Here is a 15,082-nt window from a genome sequence, read left to right as displayed (position 1 = left end):
CCGGCTTATGCCGCGGGAGCGAGGCGCTTCATGCCGCCCATGTAGGACTGCAATGCTTCCGGAATATCGACACTGCCGTCGGCCTGCTGGTAGTTCTCGAGGATCGCGACCAGCGTACGGCCGACCGCCAGGCCGGAACCGTTGAGCGTGTGCGCCAGTTCCGGCTTGCCCTGGGCATTGCGGAAACGGGCCTGCATGCGGCGCGCCTGGAAGGCCTCGCAGTTCGATACGGAAGAAATTTCACGGTAGGTATTCTGCGCCGGGAGCCAGACTTCGAGATCGTAAGTCTTGGCAGCGCCGAAGCCCATATCGCCGGTGCATAGCGTGATCACGCGGTACGGCAGGCCGAGCTTCTTCAGGATGTTTTCCGCGTGGCCAACCATTTCCTCCAGCGCTTCGTAGGATTTCTCCGGATGCACGACCTGCACCATCTCGACCTTGTCGAACTGGTGCTGGCGGATCATGCCGCGCGTGTCGCGGCCGTAGCTGCCCGCCTCGGAGCGGAAGCACGGGGTGTGCGCGGTCATCTTGATCGGCAGTGCATCGCCGGCAACGATTTCGTCGCGCACCATGTTGGTCAGCGGGACTTCGGAGGTCGGGATCAGGTACAGCGCTTCGCCCTCGCCTTCCTGGCCGCCCTTCTTCGCCGCAAACAGGTCGGCTTCGAACTTCGGCAGCTGGCCGGTACCGCGCAAGGAGTCGGCGTTGACGATGTAGGGGGTGTAGCACTCGGTGTAGCCGTGCTCGTTGATGTGCGTGTCCAGCATGAACTGGGCAAGGGCGCGGTGCAGGCGGGCGATGCCGCTCTTCATCACCGCAAAGCGGGAACCCGTCAGCTTGGTAGCGACATCGAAATCGAGGCCGAGCGCCGCGCCGACGTCGACATGGTCCTTCACCTCAAAATCGAAGCTGCGCGGCGTGCCGACCTTGCGCACTTCCACGTTGGCCGACTCATCCTGGCCGGCCGGCACGGACTCATGCGGCAGGTTGGGGATGGCGAGCATGAATTCGCTCATCTTTGCCTGGATGACGTCGAGGCGTTCGGCCGATGCCTTCAGCTCGTCGCCGATGCCGGCCACTTCCGCCATCACCGCCGTCGTGTCTTCACCCTTGCCCTTGAGCATGCCGATTTGCTTGGAAAGTGCATTGCGCTTGCCCTGGAGCTCTTCGGTGCGGGTCTGGATCTGCTTGCGCTCGGCTTCAAGCGCGTTGAAGGCGGCGACGTCGAGCTGGAACTTGCGCGCGGCCAGGCGGGCGGCGACGGTGTCGATGTCTTTGCGGAGAAGTTGAATGTCGATCATGGAAATGCCGGGTTGAGAAGACTAAACCGCCATTGTACCAAGCGCGGGGCGCATTCCCGCCAAGCGCGGAAGGGCAAAACCTTGATCACAGCCAAAACCGCTTCCGGCTGGCTATTTCTTTTCGTTCTTGCGCGCTTCGCGGTCCAGGGAGCGCAGGTAGTTCAGCTTTTCGCCGATCTTGCCTTCCAGGCCGCGCGGTGTCGGCTGGTACCAGCCTGGCTCGCGCATGCCTTCCGGCAGGTAGGTCTCACCCGCCGCATAAGCATCCGGCTCGTCATGCGCGTAGCGGTACAGCTTGCCGTAGCCAAGTTCCTTCATCAGCTTGGTCGGCGCGTTGCGCAGATGCTCGGGGACGGGGCGCGACTTGTCCTTGGCGACAAAGGCGCGCGCGGCGTTGTAGGCGTTGTAAACCGCGTTCGACTTGGCGGCGCAGGAAAGGAACACGACGGCTTCGGCCAGGGCGAGTTCGCCTTCCGGCGAGCCCAGCCGTTCGTACACTTCGGCGGCATCCAGCGAGATGCGCAGCGCGCGCGGGTCGGCCAGCCCGATATCCTCGGCGGCCATCCGAATGATCCTCCGTGCGAGATAACGCGGGTCGGCGCCGCCGTCGAGCATCCGCACCAGCCAGTACAAGGCGCCGTCGGGGTTCGAGCCGCGCACCGACTTGTGCAAGGCCGAAATCTGGTCGTAAAACGCATCGCCGCCCTTGTCGAAGCGGCGGAGGTTCTCGGCGAGCGCAGTGCCGAGAAGCGCTTCGTCGACTTCCTGCGAGTCTTTGGCTGCTGCCGCGCGGGAGACGATCTCGAGATTGTTGAGCAATTTGCGGCCGTCGCCGTCGGCGCTGGCGATTAACGTCGCCTTGGCCTCGGGCGTGAAATCCAGACCGTCCAGCTCCTGAATGCAGGCGCGGTCGACGAGTTCGTCGAGGTCTTCTTCGGACAGCGACTTCAGCACGTACACGGCCGCGCGCGAGAGCAGCGCGCTGTTCACTTCGAACGACGGGTTCTCCGTGGTGGCGCCGATGAAAGTGAACAATCCGCTCTCGACGTGCGGCAGGAAGGCATCCTGCTGGCTCTTGTTGAAGCGGTGCACCTCATCGACGAACAGGATGGTACGTCGCCCCGAGTTCGCCTGCACGATTTGCGCGTGCTCGACCGCCTCGCGGATGTCCTTCACCCCCGACAGCACCGCAGACAAGGCGATGAACTCCGCGTTGAAGCTGTCGGCCATGAGGCGCGCGAGCGTGGTCTTGCCCACACCGGGCGGGCCCCACAGGATCATGGAATGCGGCTCGCCCGATTCAAAGGCGACGCGTAGCGGCTTGCCCGTGCCCAGCAGATGCTGCTGGCCGATCACCTCATCAAGCGATTGGGGCCGAAGGCGTTCGGCGAGCGGAATATTTGCCATGGTGTCGGGCGGGTTCGGCCCGCTGTTCTTGTGTTATTGCTGGAACACGTCGGCGCCCTTGGGCACCACGAAGCGGAACTGGTCCGCCGCGATCGACGGGTTCTTTTCAAACTTCCTGAAGGTGAGCAGCGATACTTGTCCGAAAGAATCGCGCAGCTCCATCGCCTGCGGCACGCCATCCTTCAGGCCGATGCCGATACGGTCGAAGGTCGTGTCCTTCGTCTTCGGCGTGGCTTCGAGCCATTCGAGGCCGTCCTTGGCACCGGCTTCCTTCAGCGTGAAATTCTTTTCCAGATCGTTGCTGCCGAAGAGGATGGCCGCCGGCGAAGAGCCGAGCGCGTCGCCAAGCTGCTTCACGGTAACCTGGTTCAGGTCCTTGTCGTAGATGTAGAGCTTCTGGCCGTCGGCCTGCAGCAACTGCTCGTAGGGCTTCTGGTAGGTCCAGATGAACTTGCCCGGCCGCGCGAACAGGAAGGTGCCGGTCGACGAATTGGCGGCCGTCTCGCCCTTGCCCACGGACTTGACCTGCTTCTGCACGAACTCGCCCTTGGCGGCCTTGGTCGTGCTGACAAAGGTCTTGAACTGGTCCAGTGCGGAGGCGCTGGCAACTGCAGGCACTACAAACGCACACGCCGCGACGAGGCGCGCGGCGTGCTGTGCGATAGAAAATGTTCGACGTACTGTCTGGTTCAAAGCCGCTTTCCTATTCAGGGTTGTTCGATGCCGGCGCGAGGATTTCCCGGTTGCCGTTCGATTGCATCGAAGAAACAAGACCGCTCTGCTCCATTTGCTCGAGCAGGCGGGCTGCGCGATTGTAGCCGATGCGCAAGTGACGTTGCACGAGCGAGATCGACGCGCGACGGTTCTTTAGAACCACGGCCACGGCCTGGTCGTAAAGCGCGTCGGACTCGCCATCGCCGCCGCCCTCGCCGCCGAATGCAGCCTCGCCTCCTTCTTCGAGGACACCACCTTCTAGGATTCCTTCAATGTAATTGGGTTCCCCTTGCGCCTTGAGGTGCTGCACGACACGGTGCACCTCGTCATCCGACACGAAGGCGCCGTGCACGCGGATCGGCAGGCCCGTCCCCGGCGGCATGTAAAGCATGTCGCCCATACCGAGCAGGGTTTCCGCGCCCATCTGGTCGAGGATGGTGCGCGAGTCGATCTTGCTGCTCACCTGGAAAGCGATGCGTGTCGGGATATTAGCCTTGATCAGGCCGGTGATGACGTCGACCGACGGGCGCTGGGTCGCAAGGATCAGGTGGATACCGGCGGCGCGCGCCTTTTGCGCGATACGGGCAATCAGTTCCTCGACCTTCTTGCCGACCACCATCATCAAGTCGGCCAGCTCGTCGATGATGATGACAATGGTGGGCAGCTTGTCCAGCGGTTCCGGGGCGTCCGGCGTGAGGCTGAACGGATTCGGGATCTTTTCCTCTTTCTTTTCCGCCTCGGCGATCTTGTTGTTGTAGCCGGCGAGGTTGCGTACGCCCAGCTTGGACATCAGCTTGTAGCGGCGCTCCATCTCGGCCACCGCCCAGTTCAGCGCGTTGCCGGCCTGGCGCATGTCGGTCACGACCGGGGCCAGCAAGTGCGGGATGCCCTCATACACCGACATTTCCAACATCTTCGGATCGATCAGGATCATGCGCACGCTGTTGGGGTCGGATTTGTACAGCAGCGACAGGATGGTAGCGTTGATGCCCACGGATTTGCCCGAGCCGGTCGTACCTGCGACCAGCAAGTGCGGCATCTTGGCCAGGTCGGCAACGACCGGATTGCCGGCGATGTCCTTGCCCAGCGCGACGGTCAGCGATGCATGGCTGTCGTTGTACACCTTGGAGCCGAGGATCTCGGTCAGGCGCACGATCTGGCGCTTCGGATTCGGCAGTTCCAGGCCCATGTAGTTCTTGCCCGGAATGGTCTCGACGACGCGGATCGAGGTCAGCGACAGCGAGCGCGCCAGGTCGCGGGCGAGGTTGACGATCTGGCTACCCTTCACGCCGGTAGCGGGTTCGATCTCGTAACGGGTAATCACCGGGCCCGGGTAGGCGGCAACCACTTTTGCTTCGACGCCGAAATCCGACAGCTTCTTCTCGATCAGGCGGCTGGTGAATTCCAGCGTCTCGACGCTCACCGTCTCCTGCGCCGGCGGCGGCTCATCCAGCAGCGAAAGCGGCGGCAGGTTGGTGTCGGGCAGGTCGGCAAACAGCGACACCTGCTTTTCCTTCTCGACGCGCTCCGACTTCGGCACGCTAACGACCTGCGGTTCAATGCGGATCGGCGTCGCTTCGACGATCTTCGCGCGCTCCTGCACCACGGTCTCTTCGCGCTTGACGGCGGCCACCTGTCCGACCTTGCGGTCTTCCCGCGCGGAGTACAGCTTGCGGATGCCGTTGATGCCATCCTCGATCGCGCCGCCGACACGCTCCGCCACGCTGAGCCATGAGACGTGGAAGAACAGGCTGAAGCCGACGCCGAAGATCAGCAGCAGGAACAACGTCGCGCCGGTGAAGCCAAAGGAGTTCTGCGCCGCCCCGCCGATGAGTTCGCCAAGCACCCCGCCAGGCGCGCGCGGCAACTGCGCCTTGTGGGAATACATGCGCAGGTATTCGATCGCAACGCTGCCGATCAGCATGAGCATGAAACCGATTGAGCGGATCCAGACTTCCTGGTGGTGCTCGGGCTCCGGCTCCTTCTGCAACAGGAAGCGATGCGACAGCCGGCGATAGCCGGCCCACACCGAGCGCAGCATGAACACGCCGAACCACCATGCGGAAAAACCGAAAATGAACAGCATCAGGTCGGCGATCCATGCGCCGAGCCGGCCGCCCCAGTTCTGGATCTGCGGCACGACGTTGGCCTGGGACCAGCCCGGGTCGGTCTTCGTATATGTCAGAAAGGCAAGAAGAAGGTAGACGGTAACGATGGTCAGCACGAACCAGCGCGCCTCGGACAGGAGGCGCACGAGCCGGTTCGGCAAGGGATGCGCTTCGGGCGGATTGGTGTTGCGGGTATAAGCTTGTGTTGTTTTGGTCATGGTGCCTGCGAAATTCGGTGAAACGCCGGGCCGCAAAGCGGGCGAATTGGTCGCGCTGCTCGGCTGCGGGGTGCGGGTTCGTCTATAATCTTAACCAGTTTTTCAGGAGCAATCCCGAATAAGTGCTCGGGAAGCGCTTGAATATTTGCCTTTTGGCGACATATGTATCGCCTACCCCGACGAATTCCTTCACTCCCCCATCTATTGCTATGGCAACCACGAAACACGCCCACGTACTGATTATCGGTTCCGGCCCGGCCGGCTACAGCGCCGCGGTCTATGCCGCGCGCGCCAACCTGAAGCCCGTACTCATTACCGGCGTCGAACAGGGCGGTCAGCTGATGACCACCACCGACGTCGAAAACTGGCCTGGCGACCCGATGGGCGTGCAGGGCCCCGAACTGATGCAGCGCCTGCTGCAGCACGCGGAGCGTTTCAACACCGAAATCGTGTTCGACTACATTCACACTGCGAAGCTGAATGAAAAGCCGATCCGCCTGATCGGCGATTCCGGCGAATACACCTGCGATTCGCTGATCATCGCCACCGGCGCGTCCGCGCAATACCTCGGCCTGCCGTCCGAAGAATCCTTCATGGGCAAGGGCGTGTCGGCCTGCGCGACCTGCGACGGTTTCTTCTACAAGAACCAGGCCGTGGCGGTTGTCGGCGGCGGCAATACCGCGGTCGAGGAAGCGCTCTACCTGTCCAACATCGCCAGCAAGGTCACGGTGATCCACCGCCGCAACAAGTTCCGCGCCGAGCCGATCCTGATCGATCGTCTGATGGCGAAGGTGGAGGAAGGCAAGATCGAGGTGAAGTGGGACCATACACTGGACGAAGTGACGGGCGACACCTCCGGCGTCACCGGCATCAACATCAAGTCGACCAAGGATGGCAGCGTCACGCCGCTTCCGGTGCAAGGCGTGTTCATCGCCATCGGCCACAAGCCGAACACCAGCATCTTCGAAGGCCAGCTGGAAATGCAGAATGGCTATATCAGGACCAAGGGCGGCTCGGAAGGCTTTGCCACGGCCACCAATATCCCCGGCGTGTTTGCCGCAGGCGACGTGCAGGACCATGTGTACCGCCAGGCAGTGACCAGCGCCGGCACCGGCTGCATGGCCGCGCTCGACGCGCAGCGTTACCTGGAAAGCCTGGAAGGCTGATCCAACCCCGCAGTACGCCGCCCGCGAGCATCGCGGGCGGCTTCAGGAATTCATCATGTCCGGCTCCATCAAAGACTTCGCCGCCTTGAAAGGCCTGCGAGCAACGATCAAGGCTCAGGAAGAAGCGCGCAAGGCCGCCGAGGAAGAACGCCTCCGGCGCGAAAAGGAAAGCCGCCGCGACGCCGAACTCTTCCGCAAATCCATCGGCGACGTCAAACCGATCTCCCCTTCCAACAAGGCTGAGCATCCCGGAGAACGCCCGTCGCCGGTTGCACGCCAACGCATGGCCGACGAACAGGCCGCGCTCGAGGAATCGCTGTCGGACGAATTCAATGTCGATACCCTGCTCGATACCGACGATGAACTGAGCTACGCACGCCCGGGCATCAGCGGCGACATCCTGCGCAAGCTGCGCCGCGGGAACTGGGTGATCCAGGCCCAGCTCGACCTGCACGGCATGCGCCGCGAAGAAGCTCGCGAAGCGCTTGCCGAATTCCTGCGCAATGCCGTCAAGCGCGGCCTGCGCTGCGTGCGCGTCATCCACGGCAAAGGCCTCGGCTCGGTCAACAAGGAGCCGGTATTGAAGAGCAAGGTGCGCAGCTGGCTGGTGCAGAAGGAGGAAGTGATCGCCTTTTGCCAGGCACGCGCGGCGGAGGGCGGCGCGGGAGCGCTGGTGGTGCTGCTCAAGGCGTAACTTGCTTTCCTCCCTGCGGCAAGTATCATGCAGGACAAACAACTCCTGCCCCGCCGCGCATGACCCTGATCAAGATCCTCGAAATCGTCGCGATTCTGGTGGGCGCCTTTTCCGGCTTCATCGAAGCCCGGAGCAAGAAGATGGATGTGGTCGGGATTTTCACCGTCGCCTTCATCACCGCGTTCGGCGGCGGCACACTGCGTGACATCCTGCTCGACCGTCGGCCGCTGTTCTGGGTCAACCATCAGGAATACGCGATCCTGATCTTCCTCCTCGCGCTGGTCGCTGCTCCCGCCATCCGCACCCTGCGCAAGCTCATTTCGGAAAAATTGATTGTTTTTGCCGACGCACTCGGCCTGGGACTGTTTTCAATTGTCGGCGTGTCGCAAGCGCTCGAGGCGGGGATGCCCCTGTTCATTGCCTCAATGATGGGCGTCATCACCGGCATTTTCGGCGGCGTACTGCGCGACATCATCTGCAACGAAATTCCAATGGTCCTGCGCGACGGCAAGCCTTATGCGATCTGTTCGTTTGCCGGCTGCTGGATGTACCTGCTGATGCAAAAGGCGGGCGTACCGCCGGATTTTTCACTGTGGTCAAGCGCCTTGGTAATCAGCGTTTTCCGCATGGTGACTTGGGCCAAGGGCGTGAAGATCGAATAGCCCCCGAAAACGACAAGGCCCGGCGGAAGCATCGCCTCCGCCGGGCCTTTCAGAAAATCCTGGCTTAAACCGCGTCTGCGCCGGTTTCGCCGGTACGGATACGAATGACCTGTTCGACTTCGCGAACGAAGATCTTGCCGTCGCCGATCTTGCCGGTGCGTGCCGCCTTGATGATGGCATCCACAGCCTGCTCGACTACCTTCTCGTCGATGACTGCCTCGATCTTCACCTTCGGCAGGAAGTCCACGACATACTCAGCGCCGCGATACAGTTCGGTATGGCCCTTCTGGCGGCCGAAACCCTTGACTTCAGTCACGGTCAGGCCGGTGACGCCGATTTCGCCGAGCGCTTCGCGCACTTCGTCCAGCTTGAAAGGTTTGATGATTGCAGTAACCAGCTTCATGACAGCTCCTTAGTTTGTATCACTTACGATTTGCATATTGTAATCAATCGCGCGGCGCGCACCCTATTTTCCCGCTACGATACCCTGCCGCAATGCTCACGGCAATGCTGCGCAGGAACGGGGTTGACGCCGGATATCTTTCATTGCTCCGGGATGCGTTTCAGGTCCTCCATCCACACGACGGATTCGGAATCGCTGGGTGCGCGCCAGTCACCTCGAGGAGACAATGACCCGCCCGAGCCCACCTTCGGCGAATTCGGCACGCACGTCCTCTTGAACTGGCTGGTCTGGAAGAACCTACGCAGGAAGATGGCGAGGTTGCGCTTGATATCCCCTACCCCGTACTCGTTGCGCGCCACATGCGCGCCTTCCGGCCAGCGCCCGGCCTCGCGATCACCCCAAGCCGAATGGGCGAGGAAGGCGACCTTCGACGGCGTGAACCCGAAACGCAGGGTGTAGTAGAGATTGAAGTCCTGCAGCTCGTACGGCCCGATCACGCTCTCGGTCTTCTGTTCCGGCGCGTCCTTACCCTTGCCCGGCACGAGTTCCGGACTGATATCCGTATCAAGCACACTGAGCAGGATGTCGGAACCTGCCTCGCCAATCTGCCCGGTTTCCGCGACCCAGCGCACGAGGTGGACGATCAGGGTCTTGGGCACGCTCGCATTCACGTTGTAGTGCGACATGTGGTCGCCTACGCCGTAGGTGCACCATCCCAGCGCGAGCTCACTCAGGTCGCCCGTGCCGATAACGATGCCCTGCCGGTGGTTCGCGAGCCGGAACAGGTGGCTCGTCCTTTCCCCTGCCTGCACGTTCTCGAACGTGACATCGTAATTTTCCTCGCCGGCTGCATACGCATGTCCAAGGTCTTTCAGCATCTGCAGGCAGCTTGGGCGAATGTCGATTTCCATCGCTTCGCAGCCAACCACGTCCATCAACTGCCGAGCCTGGAGGAGCGTACGCTCGCTGGTGGCGAATCCGGGCATGGTGACGCCGACGATATTCTTGCGCGGGAGCCCAAGGCGATCCATGGCCTTGGCGCACACCAGCAACGCATGGGTAGAGTCGAGGCCACCCGACACGCCGATGACCACCTTCGAAATACGCGACGCCGACAGGCGCTGGACCAGCGCCTGCACCTGGATGTTGTAGACCTCGCTGCACCGCTCGTCGCGCCGGCTGGCGTCGGAAGGCACATAGGGAAAGCGCTCGACGTTTCGCTTCAGCGGCAGCTTTCCCTTCACTGGAAGGTCGAGCGCAAAAGCAATCTTCCTGAATTTGCCGACTTCGGCGGCATGGCGCCGGACCGAATCACCGAACGTGGACATCCGCATCCTCTCACGCGACAGCCTGTCGAGGTCGACATCGCCGTAGATGAGGTGCGAACTGTCCGAGAACCGCTGCGATTCGGCAAGCAGTTCGCCGTTCTCGTAAATCAAGGCTTGCCCGTCCCATGCCATGTCGGTCGATGATTCGCCTTTTCCGGCCGACGAATACAGGTAGGCCGACAGGCAGCGCGCGGATTGCTGCGACACCAGCTGATGCCGGTAGCGGGCCTTGCCGACGACGATGTTCGAAGCGGAAAGGTTGACCAGCACCGTCGCCCCGGCGAGCGCAGCAAACGTCGACGGCGGGATTGGCACCCAGACGTCTTCGCAGATTTCGACATGGAAGCGGAAGTGCTGCAGGTTTTCCACTTCAAACAGCAGGTTGGCGCCAAACGGCACCTGGTTACCCAGCAGGTTGATCTCGCTCACCGTGACGCTGTCGGCGGGACTGAACTGCCGGGCCTCGTAAAATTCGCCGTAATTGGGCAGATAACTCTTGGGCACGACGCCGTGTACCCGGCCACCGGCGACGACGACCCCGCAGTTGAACAGCTGGTGCTCGACGCGAAGCGGCATGCCCACGATCATGGTCAGTTTGAGTTTTGCCGATGCGTCGACAATGGATGCCAGTGCACTCAGTGACGCCTCGAGCAAGGCTTTCTGGTGGAAAAGATCGTCGCAGGTGTAAGCCGATAATCCCAGTTCGGGAAAGGCAATCAGTGCGGCGCCATTCTTTTCGGCCTCGGCGGCAAGCGCAATTGTTTCCTTCGCGTTGTACACCGGATCAGCTACCCGGCAGGTCGGCACCCCGACCGCCACGCGGGCGAAGTCGTGCGAATAGATGTTGAAAAACTCCGTATTCATCGTCTGCCTTACCTTGTGTGCCGGGGGCCGGAGCGTGGCGCGTCGAACCGTTCTGCCGAATTTGCGTAGAATGAACAGCACAGCAGCAGGCGTACGCGGAGGGAATAGCGTTGCATCGGTTCAATGCGCGCTTCCAGCCTGAGGCACAGGATGGTTTGATATCAATAGTGAATTATCGCACGCAAATCGTTTCCTCCCTTGACGAGATCGGACAGGCAAGTTGGGACGCCTTGGTTGCCACTCAACAAGAGCGCAACCCGTTTCTCTCGTTTGCATTTCTCCACGCATTGCACGCGACCGGGTGCGCGTCGCCCGATAGCGGCTGGCAGCCGCAATACCTGACGCTCTGGCGGGGACAATCGCTGGAGGCGGCGCTGCCGCTCTATGTCAAATCGCACTCTTATGGCGAGTACGTGTTCGACTGGGCCTGGGCTGACGCTTACCGCCGCAATGGCCTCGACTATTACCCCAAGCTGCTGTCTGCGATTCCATTCACGCCGGTCGCCGGGTCACGTCTTTTGGCGCGGACCGAGGAAGCATCAGACAGGCTGATCGAGGCGCTGTACGGTCTGCAGGAAGCTAACGGCTTGTCATCCACCCACATCCTTTTCCCGCCCGAGTCACAGGCGCGCAAATTGAAGGATGCGGGCTTCATGCTGCGCACCGGCGTGCAATTCCACTGGGTCAATCAGGGGTACCGTGATTTCGAGGATTTTCTGTCCACGCTCGACCGGAAGAAGCGGAAGAACATTCGTGCCGAGCGCCGCAAGGTGCGGGAAGCCGACGTCACATTCCGGCACGTGCCGGGGACTGAAGCGACCGAGGCGGACTGGCGATTCTTCAAACGCTGCTATGACCGCACCTATGCCGCACATTACTCCACACCCTACCTGAACCTGGCATTTTTCCAGCGACTGGGGCGAACGATGCCGCAGCACCTGCGCCTGATTGTGGCGGAACGCCATGGACGGCCGGTGGCGTGCTCCTTCGTCGTCCACGATGAGAGCACGCTCTACGGCCGCTACTGGGGCACGATGGAAGACATCCCCTGCCTGCACTTCGAAACGGCGTATTACCAGCCGCTCGATTTTTGCATCGCTCAAAAGATCCCCTGCTTCGAGGGCGGTGCGCAGGGGGAGCACAAGATGGCGCGCGGCTTCCTTCCGCACCGCACCTGGTCGGCGCACTGGCTGGCCCATCCCGCGTTCGCCGACGCGGTCGAGCGCTTCCTCCAGCAGGAAGCAGGCGGCATCGACGCCTACCTGGACGAGCTCAACGACCGCCAGCCGTACCGGGAAATGCGGTAATCGGCAGTCAAACCGATCGCGCCATTCGCCAAACCTTGCCAAATTAAACACTTCACGGCATGCTGTCGCCACCATGCCTTACCCGCCATCCGCATCGCTCGCCCCTGACAGTCCGGCCGTGACCCGGATCGGACGGTTCTACATCACACGCGAGCTTGGCCGTGGCACCGTCGGGTGCGTCTACCTTGGACACGATCCGGTGATCGGCCGGGACATCGCCATCAAGACCTACCATCCGCGCCTGACGCCAGCCGAACGGAATCGCCACGAGCTGCAGTTCATCAACGAAGCAAGGGCGGCAGGACTGCTCTCCCATCCGCACATCGTGACCGTCTACGACGCGTCAGTCGAACACGGGACCACCTACATCGCGATGGAGTACCTGCGCGGGCGGGAACTCAACAAGATTCTCGACAGCGGACATCGTTTCGCGCCCGATGACGTCGCGTCCATCGTCTGGAAGATTGCCGATGCATTGAACCACGCGCACCAGCGCGACGTGATCCATCGCGACGTGAAGCCGGCGAACATTTTCATGATGGCGGACGACCAGCCCAAGCTCGTCGATTTCGGCATCGCGCGGGCGCCGAATCGGGTCGCCGAAAAGAACGCCGATCCGGATGATCCCGTCACGCTCCTGGTGGGCAACCGGCTGCTTGGCACCCCGAACTACATGTCCCCGGAGCAGGCCGCGGGGAAGCCGGTCGATGCCCGTACCGACATTTATTCACTCGGCGCCGTGATGTACGAGATGCTGGTCGGCCGCAAGCCCTTTCACTCTTCGAATGCCGACAAGCTCCTGCAGCAGATCGCAAGCAAAGCGCCGCCGGCGCCGCATGAAGTCGATTACCGCATTCCCGTGGCATTGTCCGACATCGTGATGAAGGCGATGCGCAAACGCCCGGAGAAGCGCTACGAAACCGCGGAAAGGATGGCGCTGGACATCAAGCGTTACCTCGTGCGGCAGCGGCGCGCACGGCGCCGGATGAAGATTCCGGTTCGCGCTCTTGACCAACGTGGTCCGCGCACCCTGTCCGTTTCCCGTCGCGGCCTGTACTGGACAGCAGGCGTCCTGCTGGCGGGCACCGCCGCCACCGCGGCAACGCTGCTGTTCCGCTAACGGGAGTTGAGCGCGGTCAGCACCTGGCCCTTCAGGGTCTTGATCAGTGAGGTCTCATCCGAAGGCACACCCTCGGGAGCGGGCTGGGCACGATCGGCGTAGAACAGGCCGAGCTGCTTTTTCTGCACGACCAGCGGCAGCACGATGAAGCTGCGCGCATCCGGCAGCAAGGCGCGATGCCAGGCGGGAAGCAGGTCGCGGATTTTTGGCGCGGTCGCATCGGAAATCATGAGATCGGCGTTGTTTTCCATCGCCAGGTGGAACAGGTCCCGCGCGGTATGCACAGGAAACACGAAATTGGCCTGGCGTTCCGCGTTCTTTTCACCCATCGAGATCCGGGCACGGAACTGGTGGGTATGCACGTCTTTCAGGCAAACCGTCGCAAACCGGAATCCCATGCTGCTGTAGAGCGTCTCGAGGACCAGCAGCATCAGGTCGTTCACCTTGCATCGGCCGGACGCCATCATTTGCGTCACGTCCTGCACGCCAGCCAGTAACAGATCGCGCGCATTCACCGGCTTTCCGCTCGCGTGGCGTTCCGTTACCTGCAGGGCTTGCGGTTCGTCGAGGACGTCCAGCAGAAGCTCGCTCGGCAAGTCGCCTTCCACGTCCGGCGTACTTCCCCCCTTGCTGTCCGGCGCGGGCGCATCGCCGGGCGCAGGAGCCGCGGCAGGCGCTGGCTGCCCTGCCGGCACGGCTTCATCGTCATGCGCATGGGCGTGGTCATGTTCGTCGTTGTGCAAGGCCAGTTCGGTGCTGCTCGCAATGACTCGGGTTTCCTGCACGACGCCCGCGAACAACTGGTTGAGCTTGGCGTAATCCATGCCCAGCGCGGCGCCGAAGCGTGTCAGCACAGCCTTGCTTGCCGCTTCCTGCCCGGGCGTATTCGCCGAGGGAATCAGGCGCGCAGCGGCAGAGCTGAAGGCGGCGACCTGTTGAAGCCATTCCTGCCGGCCCTTCGCCGGCTTGAGCACGCCGGGCGGCGGCGGATTCAAGGCCTGGACGATGCTCTCGGGGATGTTCCATTCGCGCAGGACCGATTCTGCGAGGAGGTCGAAACTGCAGCCAAGAACCTGCTGGGAAGCTTGTGCCGGAGTATGCGTCCCGGCCTCCACCAGCGATGTGATCTTGTCGTATTGATCGTGGTCGTGCGCCGCGACGAGGACGCGGCCGATATTCTTGAACAGCGCGGCGACCGCTGCTTCTTCCGCATCCTTGAAATGGCTGCGGCGCGCAATCTCGCGTCCGACAATACTTGCGCAAAGGGCATGGCTGAGCTCGTTGCGCACGCTTTTCGCGTTTTTTCCGGACATGCCATCGACCAGCAACATCGCCAGCGCTGCCGTCTTCACTGTATCGAATCCGAGCAGAAAGATGGCCTTGGACACCGTCGTGACGGGCGTGCCGGACGCGGTGCGATAGCAGACGGTATTCGAAATGCGAAGGATCTTCTGCGTCAGCGCGACATCCGAGAGGATGAAATGCGCGAGATTCCTGACGGCCTCGCCATCCGACGATGTCATTTGCACAACGCGCGACACCGAACTCCCCAGCGTAGGAAGGTCCGTTTCGGAGCTGATTTTCTGCAGCAGCCGCTCGAGCGCACGGTTGGCGGGCTTGTCGTCCCCGGCCCAGAACTGAACATCGGTCTTTGCCGGCCCTGTATTTTCGAATACCACGTTAAACAGTTCCTGAGAGTGCGCACTGGGAAGGTCAATAATGACGCATTCACGATGCAATGTCGATGCGGGCAATATCAATATTATTCGTGCCGTCTGGAGCTATATCGG

At 61.9% G+C, this 15,082-nt stretch carries 12 protein-coding genes; 5 read left to right on the top strand and 7 right to left on the bottom strand.

Annotated elements, in window-relative coordinates; all coding sequences use genetic code 11:
• Window positions 1-5: 5 nt before the first annotated feature.
• The 4 genes from serS to ACNOHI_RS07860 form a co-directional block, all read right to left on the bottom strand.
• Complete coding sequence (gene serS / locus ACNOHI_RS07875) at window positions 6-1,301, bottom strand: serine--tRNA ligase (protein ID WP_420474123.1); 1,296 nt, start codon at window positions 1,299-1,301, stop codon at window positions 6-8.
• Between the two features lie 111 nt (window positions 1,302-1,412).
• Entirely contained in the window at window positions 1,413-2,708 is a 1,296-nt protein-coding gene (locus tag ACNOHI_RS07870) for a replication-associated recombination protein A (protein WP_420474122.1), read from the bottom strand.
• 33 nt (window positions 2,709-2,741) lie between these two features.
• On the bottom strand, window positions 2,742-3,401 hold the full coding sequence (gene lolA, locus ACNOHI_RS07865) for an outer membrane lipoprotein chaperone LolA (RefSeq protein WP_420474121.1): 660 nt from the start codon (window positions 3,399-3,401) through the stop codon (window positions 2,742-2,744).
• 10 nt (window positions 3,402-3,411) lie between these two features.
• A complete protein-coding gene (locus tag ACNOHI_RS07860) occupies window positions 3,412-5,748 on the bottom strand; it encodes a DNA translocase FtsK (protein WP_420474120.1) in 2,337 nt (778 codons plus the stop codon).
• Between the two features lie 209 nt (window positions 5,749-5,957).
• Here ACNOHI_RS07860 and trxB point away from each other — a divergent pair, with 209 nt between their 5' ends.
• Genes trxB through ACNOHI_RS07845 form a run of 3 tightly spaced genes read left to right on the top strand, consistent with a single transcriptional unit; the run spans window position 5,958 to window position 8,270 of the window.
• Window positions 5,958-6,914, top strand: a complete 957-nt coding sequence (gene trxB, locus ACNOHI_RS07855; RefSeq protein ID WP_420474119.1) for a thioredoxin-disulfide reductase — start codon at window positions 5,958-5,960, stop codon at window positions 6,912-6,914.
• A gap of 55 nt (window positions 6,915-6,969) precedes the next feature.
• Window positions 6,970-7,608, top strand: a complete 639-nt coding sequence (locus ACNOHI_RS07850) for a Smr/MutS family protein (protein ID WP_420474118.1) — start codon at window positions 6,970-6,972, stop codon at window positions 7,606-7,608.
• Window positions 7,609-7,667: 59 nt separating this feature from the next.
• Window positions 7,668-8,270, top strand: a complete 603-nt coding sequence (locus ACNOHI_RS07845) for a trimeric intracellular cation channel family protein (protein WP_420474117.1) — start codon at window positions 7,668-7,670, stop codon at window positions 8,268-8,270.
• A gap of 64 nt (window positions 8,271-8,334) precedes the next feature.
• Here the strand turns inward: ACNOHI_RS07845 and ACNOHI_RS07840 are convergent, their stop codons facing one another.
• Together ACNOHI_RS07840 and ACNOHI_RS07835 are read right to left on the bottom strand one after the other, a co-directional pair.
• A complete protein-coding gene (locus ACNOHI_RS07840) occupies window positions 8,335-8,673 on the bottom strand; it encodes a P-II family nitrogen regulator (RefSeq protein ID WP_420474116.1) in 339 nt (112 codons plus the stop codon).
• A 140-nt stretch (window positions 8,674-8,813) separates the two neighbouring features.
• On the bottom strand, window positions 8,814-10,865 hold the full coding sequence (locus ACNOHI_RS07835) for an NAD(+) synthase (RefSeq protein ID WP_420474115.1): 2,052 nt from the start codon (window positions 10,863-10,865) through the stop codon (window positions 8,814-8,816).
• A 167-nt stretch (window positions 10,866-11,032) separates the two neighbouring features.
• Between ACNOHI_RS07835 and ACNOHI_RS07830 the strand changes: the two genes are divergently transcribed.
• Together ACNOHI_RS07830 and ACNOHI_RS07825 are read left to right on the top strand one after the other, a co-directional pair.
• Entirely contained in the window at window positions 11,033-12,172 is a 1,140-nt protein-coding gene (locus tag ACNOHI_RS07830; protein WP_420474114.1) for a GNAT family N-acetyltransferase, read from the top strand.
• Between the two features lie 73 nt (window positions 12,173-12,245).
• Window positions 12,246-13,292, top strand: coding sequence for a serine/threonine protein kinase (locus ACNOHI_RS07825; RefSeq protein ID WP_420474113.1), 1,047 nt, complete (start codon window positions 12,246-12,248; stop codon window positions 13,290-13,292).
• Here ACNOHI_RS07825 and ACNOHI_RS07820 read toward each other — a convergent pair.
• Entirely contained in the window at window positions 13,289-14,971 is a 1,683-nt protein-coding gene (locus tag ACNOHI_RS07820) for an HDOD domain-containing protein (RefSeq protein WP_420474112.1), read from the bottom strand. The genes ACNOHI_RS07825 and ACNOHI_RS07820 overlap by 4 nt on opposite strands.
• Between the last annotated feature and the right edge of the window lie 111 nt (window positions 14,972-15,082).

Source organism: Noviherbaspirillum sp. ST9 (assembly GCF_048799745.1).
In the GTDB taxonomy this organism is placed as follows: Bacteria; Pseudomonadota; Gammaproteobacteria; order Burkholderiales; family Burkholderiaceae_D; genus Noviherbaspirillum.
The sequence above is the reverse complement of the archived record's forward strand: the minus strand, read 5'-3'. Positions and strand labels throughout refer to the sequence as shown.

Excerpts from the sequence above, each read along its gene's own strand:
- ACNOHI_RS07835 (WP_420474115.1), bottom strand. The coding sequence starts at position 10,865 with ATGAATACGGAGTTTTTCAACATCTATTCGCACGACTTCGCCCGCGTG.
- ACNOHI_RS07840 (WP_420474116.1), bottom strand. The coding sequence starts at position 8,673 with ATGAAGCTGGTTACTGCAATCATCAAACCTTTCAAGCTGGACGAAGTG.
- ACNOHI_RS07860 (WP_420474120.1), bottom strand. The coding sequence starts at position 5,748 with ATGACCAAAACAACACAAGCTTATACCCGCAACACCAATCCGCCCGAA.
- serS (WP_420474123.1), bottom strand. The coding sequence starts at position 1,301 with ATGATCGACATTCAACTTCTCCGCAAAGACATCGACACCGTCGCCGCC.
- ACNOHI_RS07845 (WP_420474117.1), top strand. The coding sequence starts at position 7,668 with ATGACCCTGATCAAGATCCTCGAAATCGTCGCGATTCTGGTGGGCGCC.
- trxB (WP_420474119.1), top strand. The coding sequence starts at position 5,958 with ATGGCAACCACGAAACACGCCCACGTACTGATTATCGGTTCCGGCCCG.
- ACNOHI_RS07825 (WP_420474113.1), top strand. The coding sequence starts at position 12,246 with ATGCCTTACCCGCCATCCGCATCGCTCGCCCCTGACAGTCCGGCCGTG.
- ACNOHI_RS07850 (WP_420474118.1), top strand. The coding sequence starts at position 6,970 with ATGTCCGGCTCCATCAAAGACTTCGCCGCCTTGAAAGGCCTGCGAGCA.
- ACNOHI_RS07870 (WP_420474122.1), bottom strand. The coding sequence starts at position 2,708 with ATGGCAAATATTCCGCTCGCCGAACGCCTTCGGCCCCAATCGCTTGAT.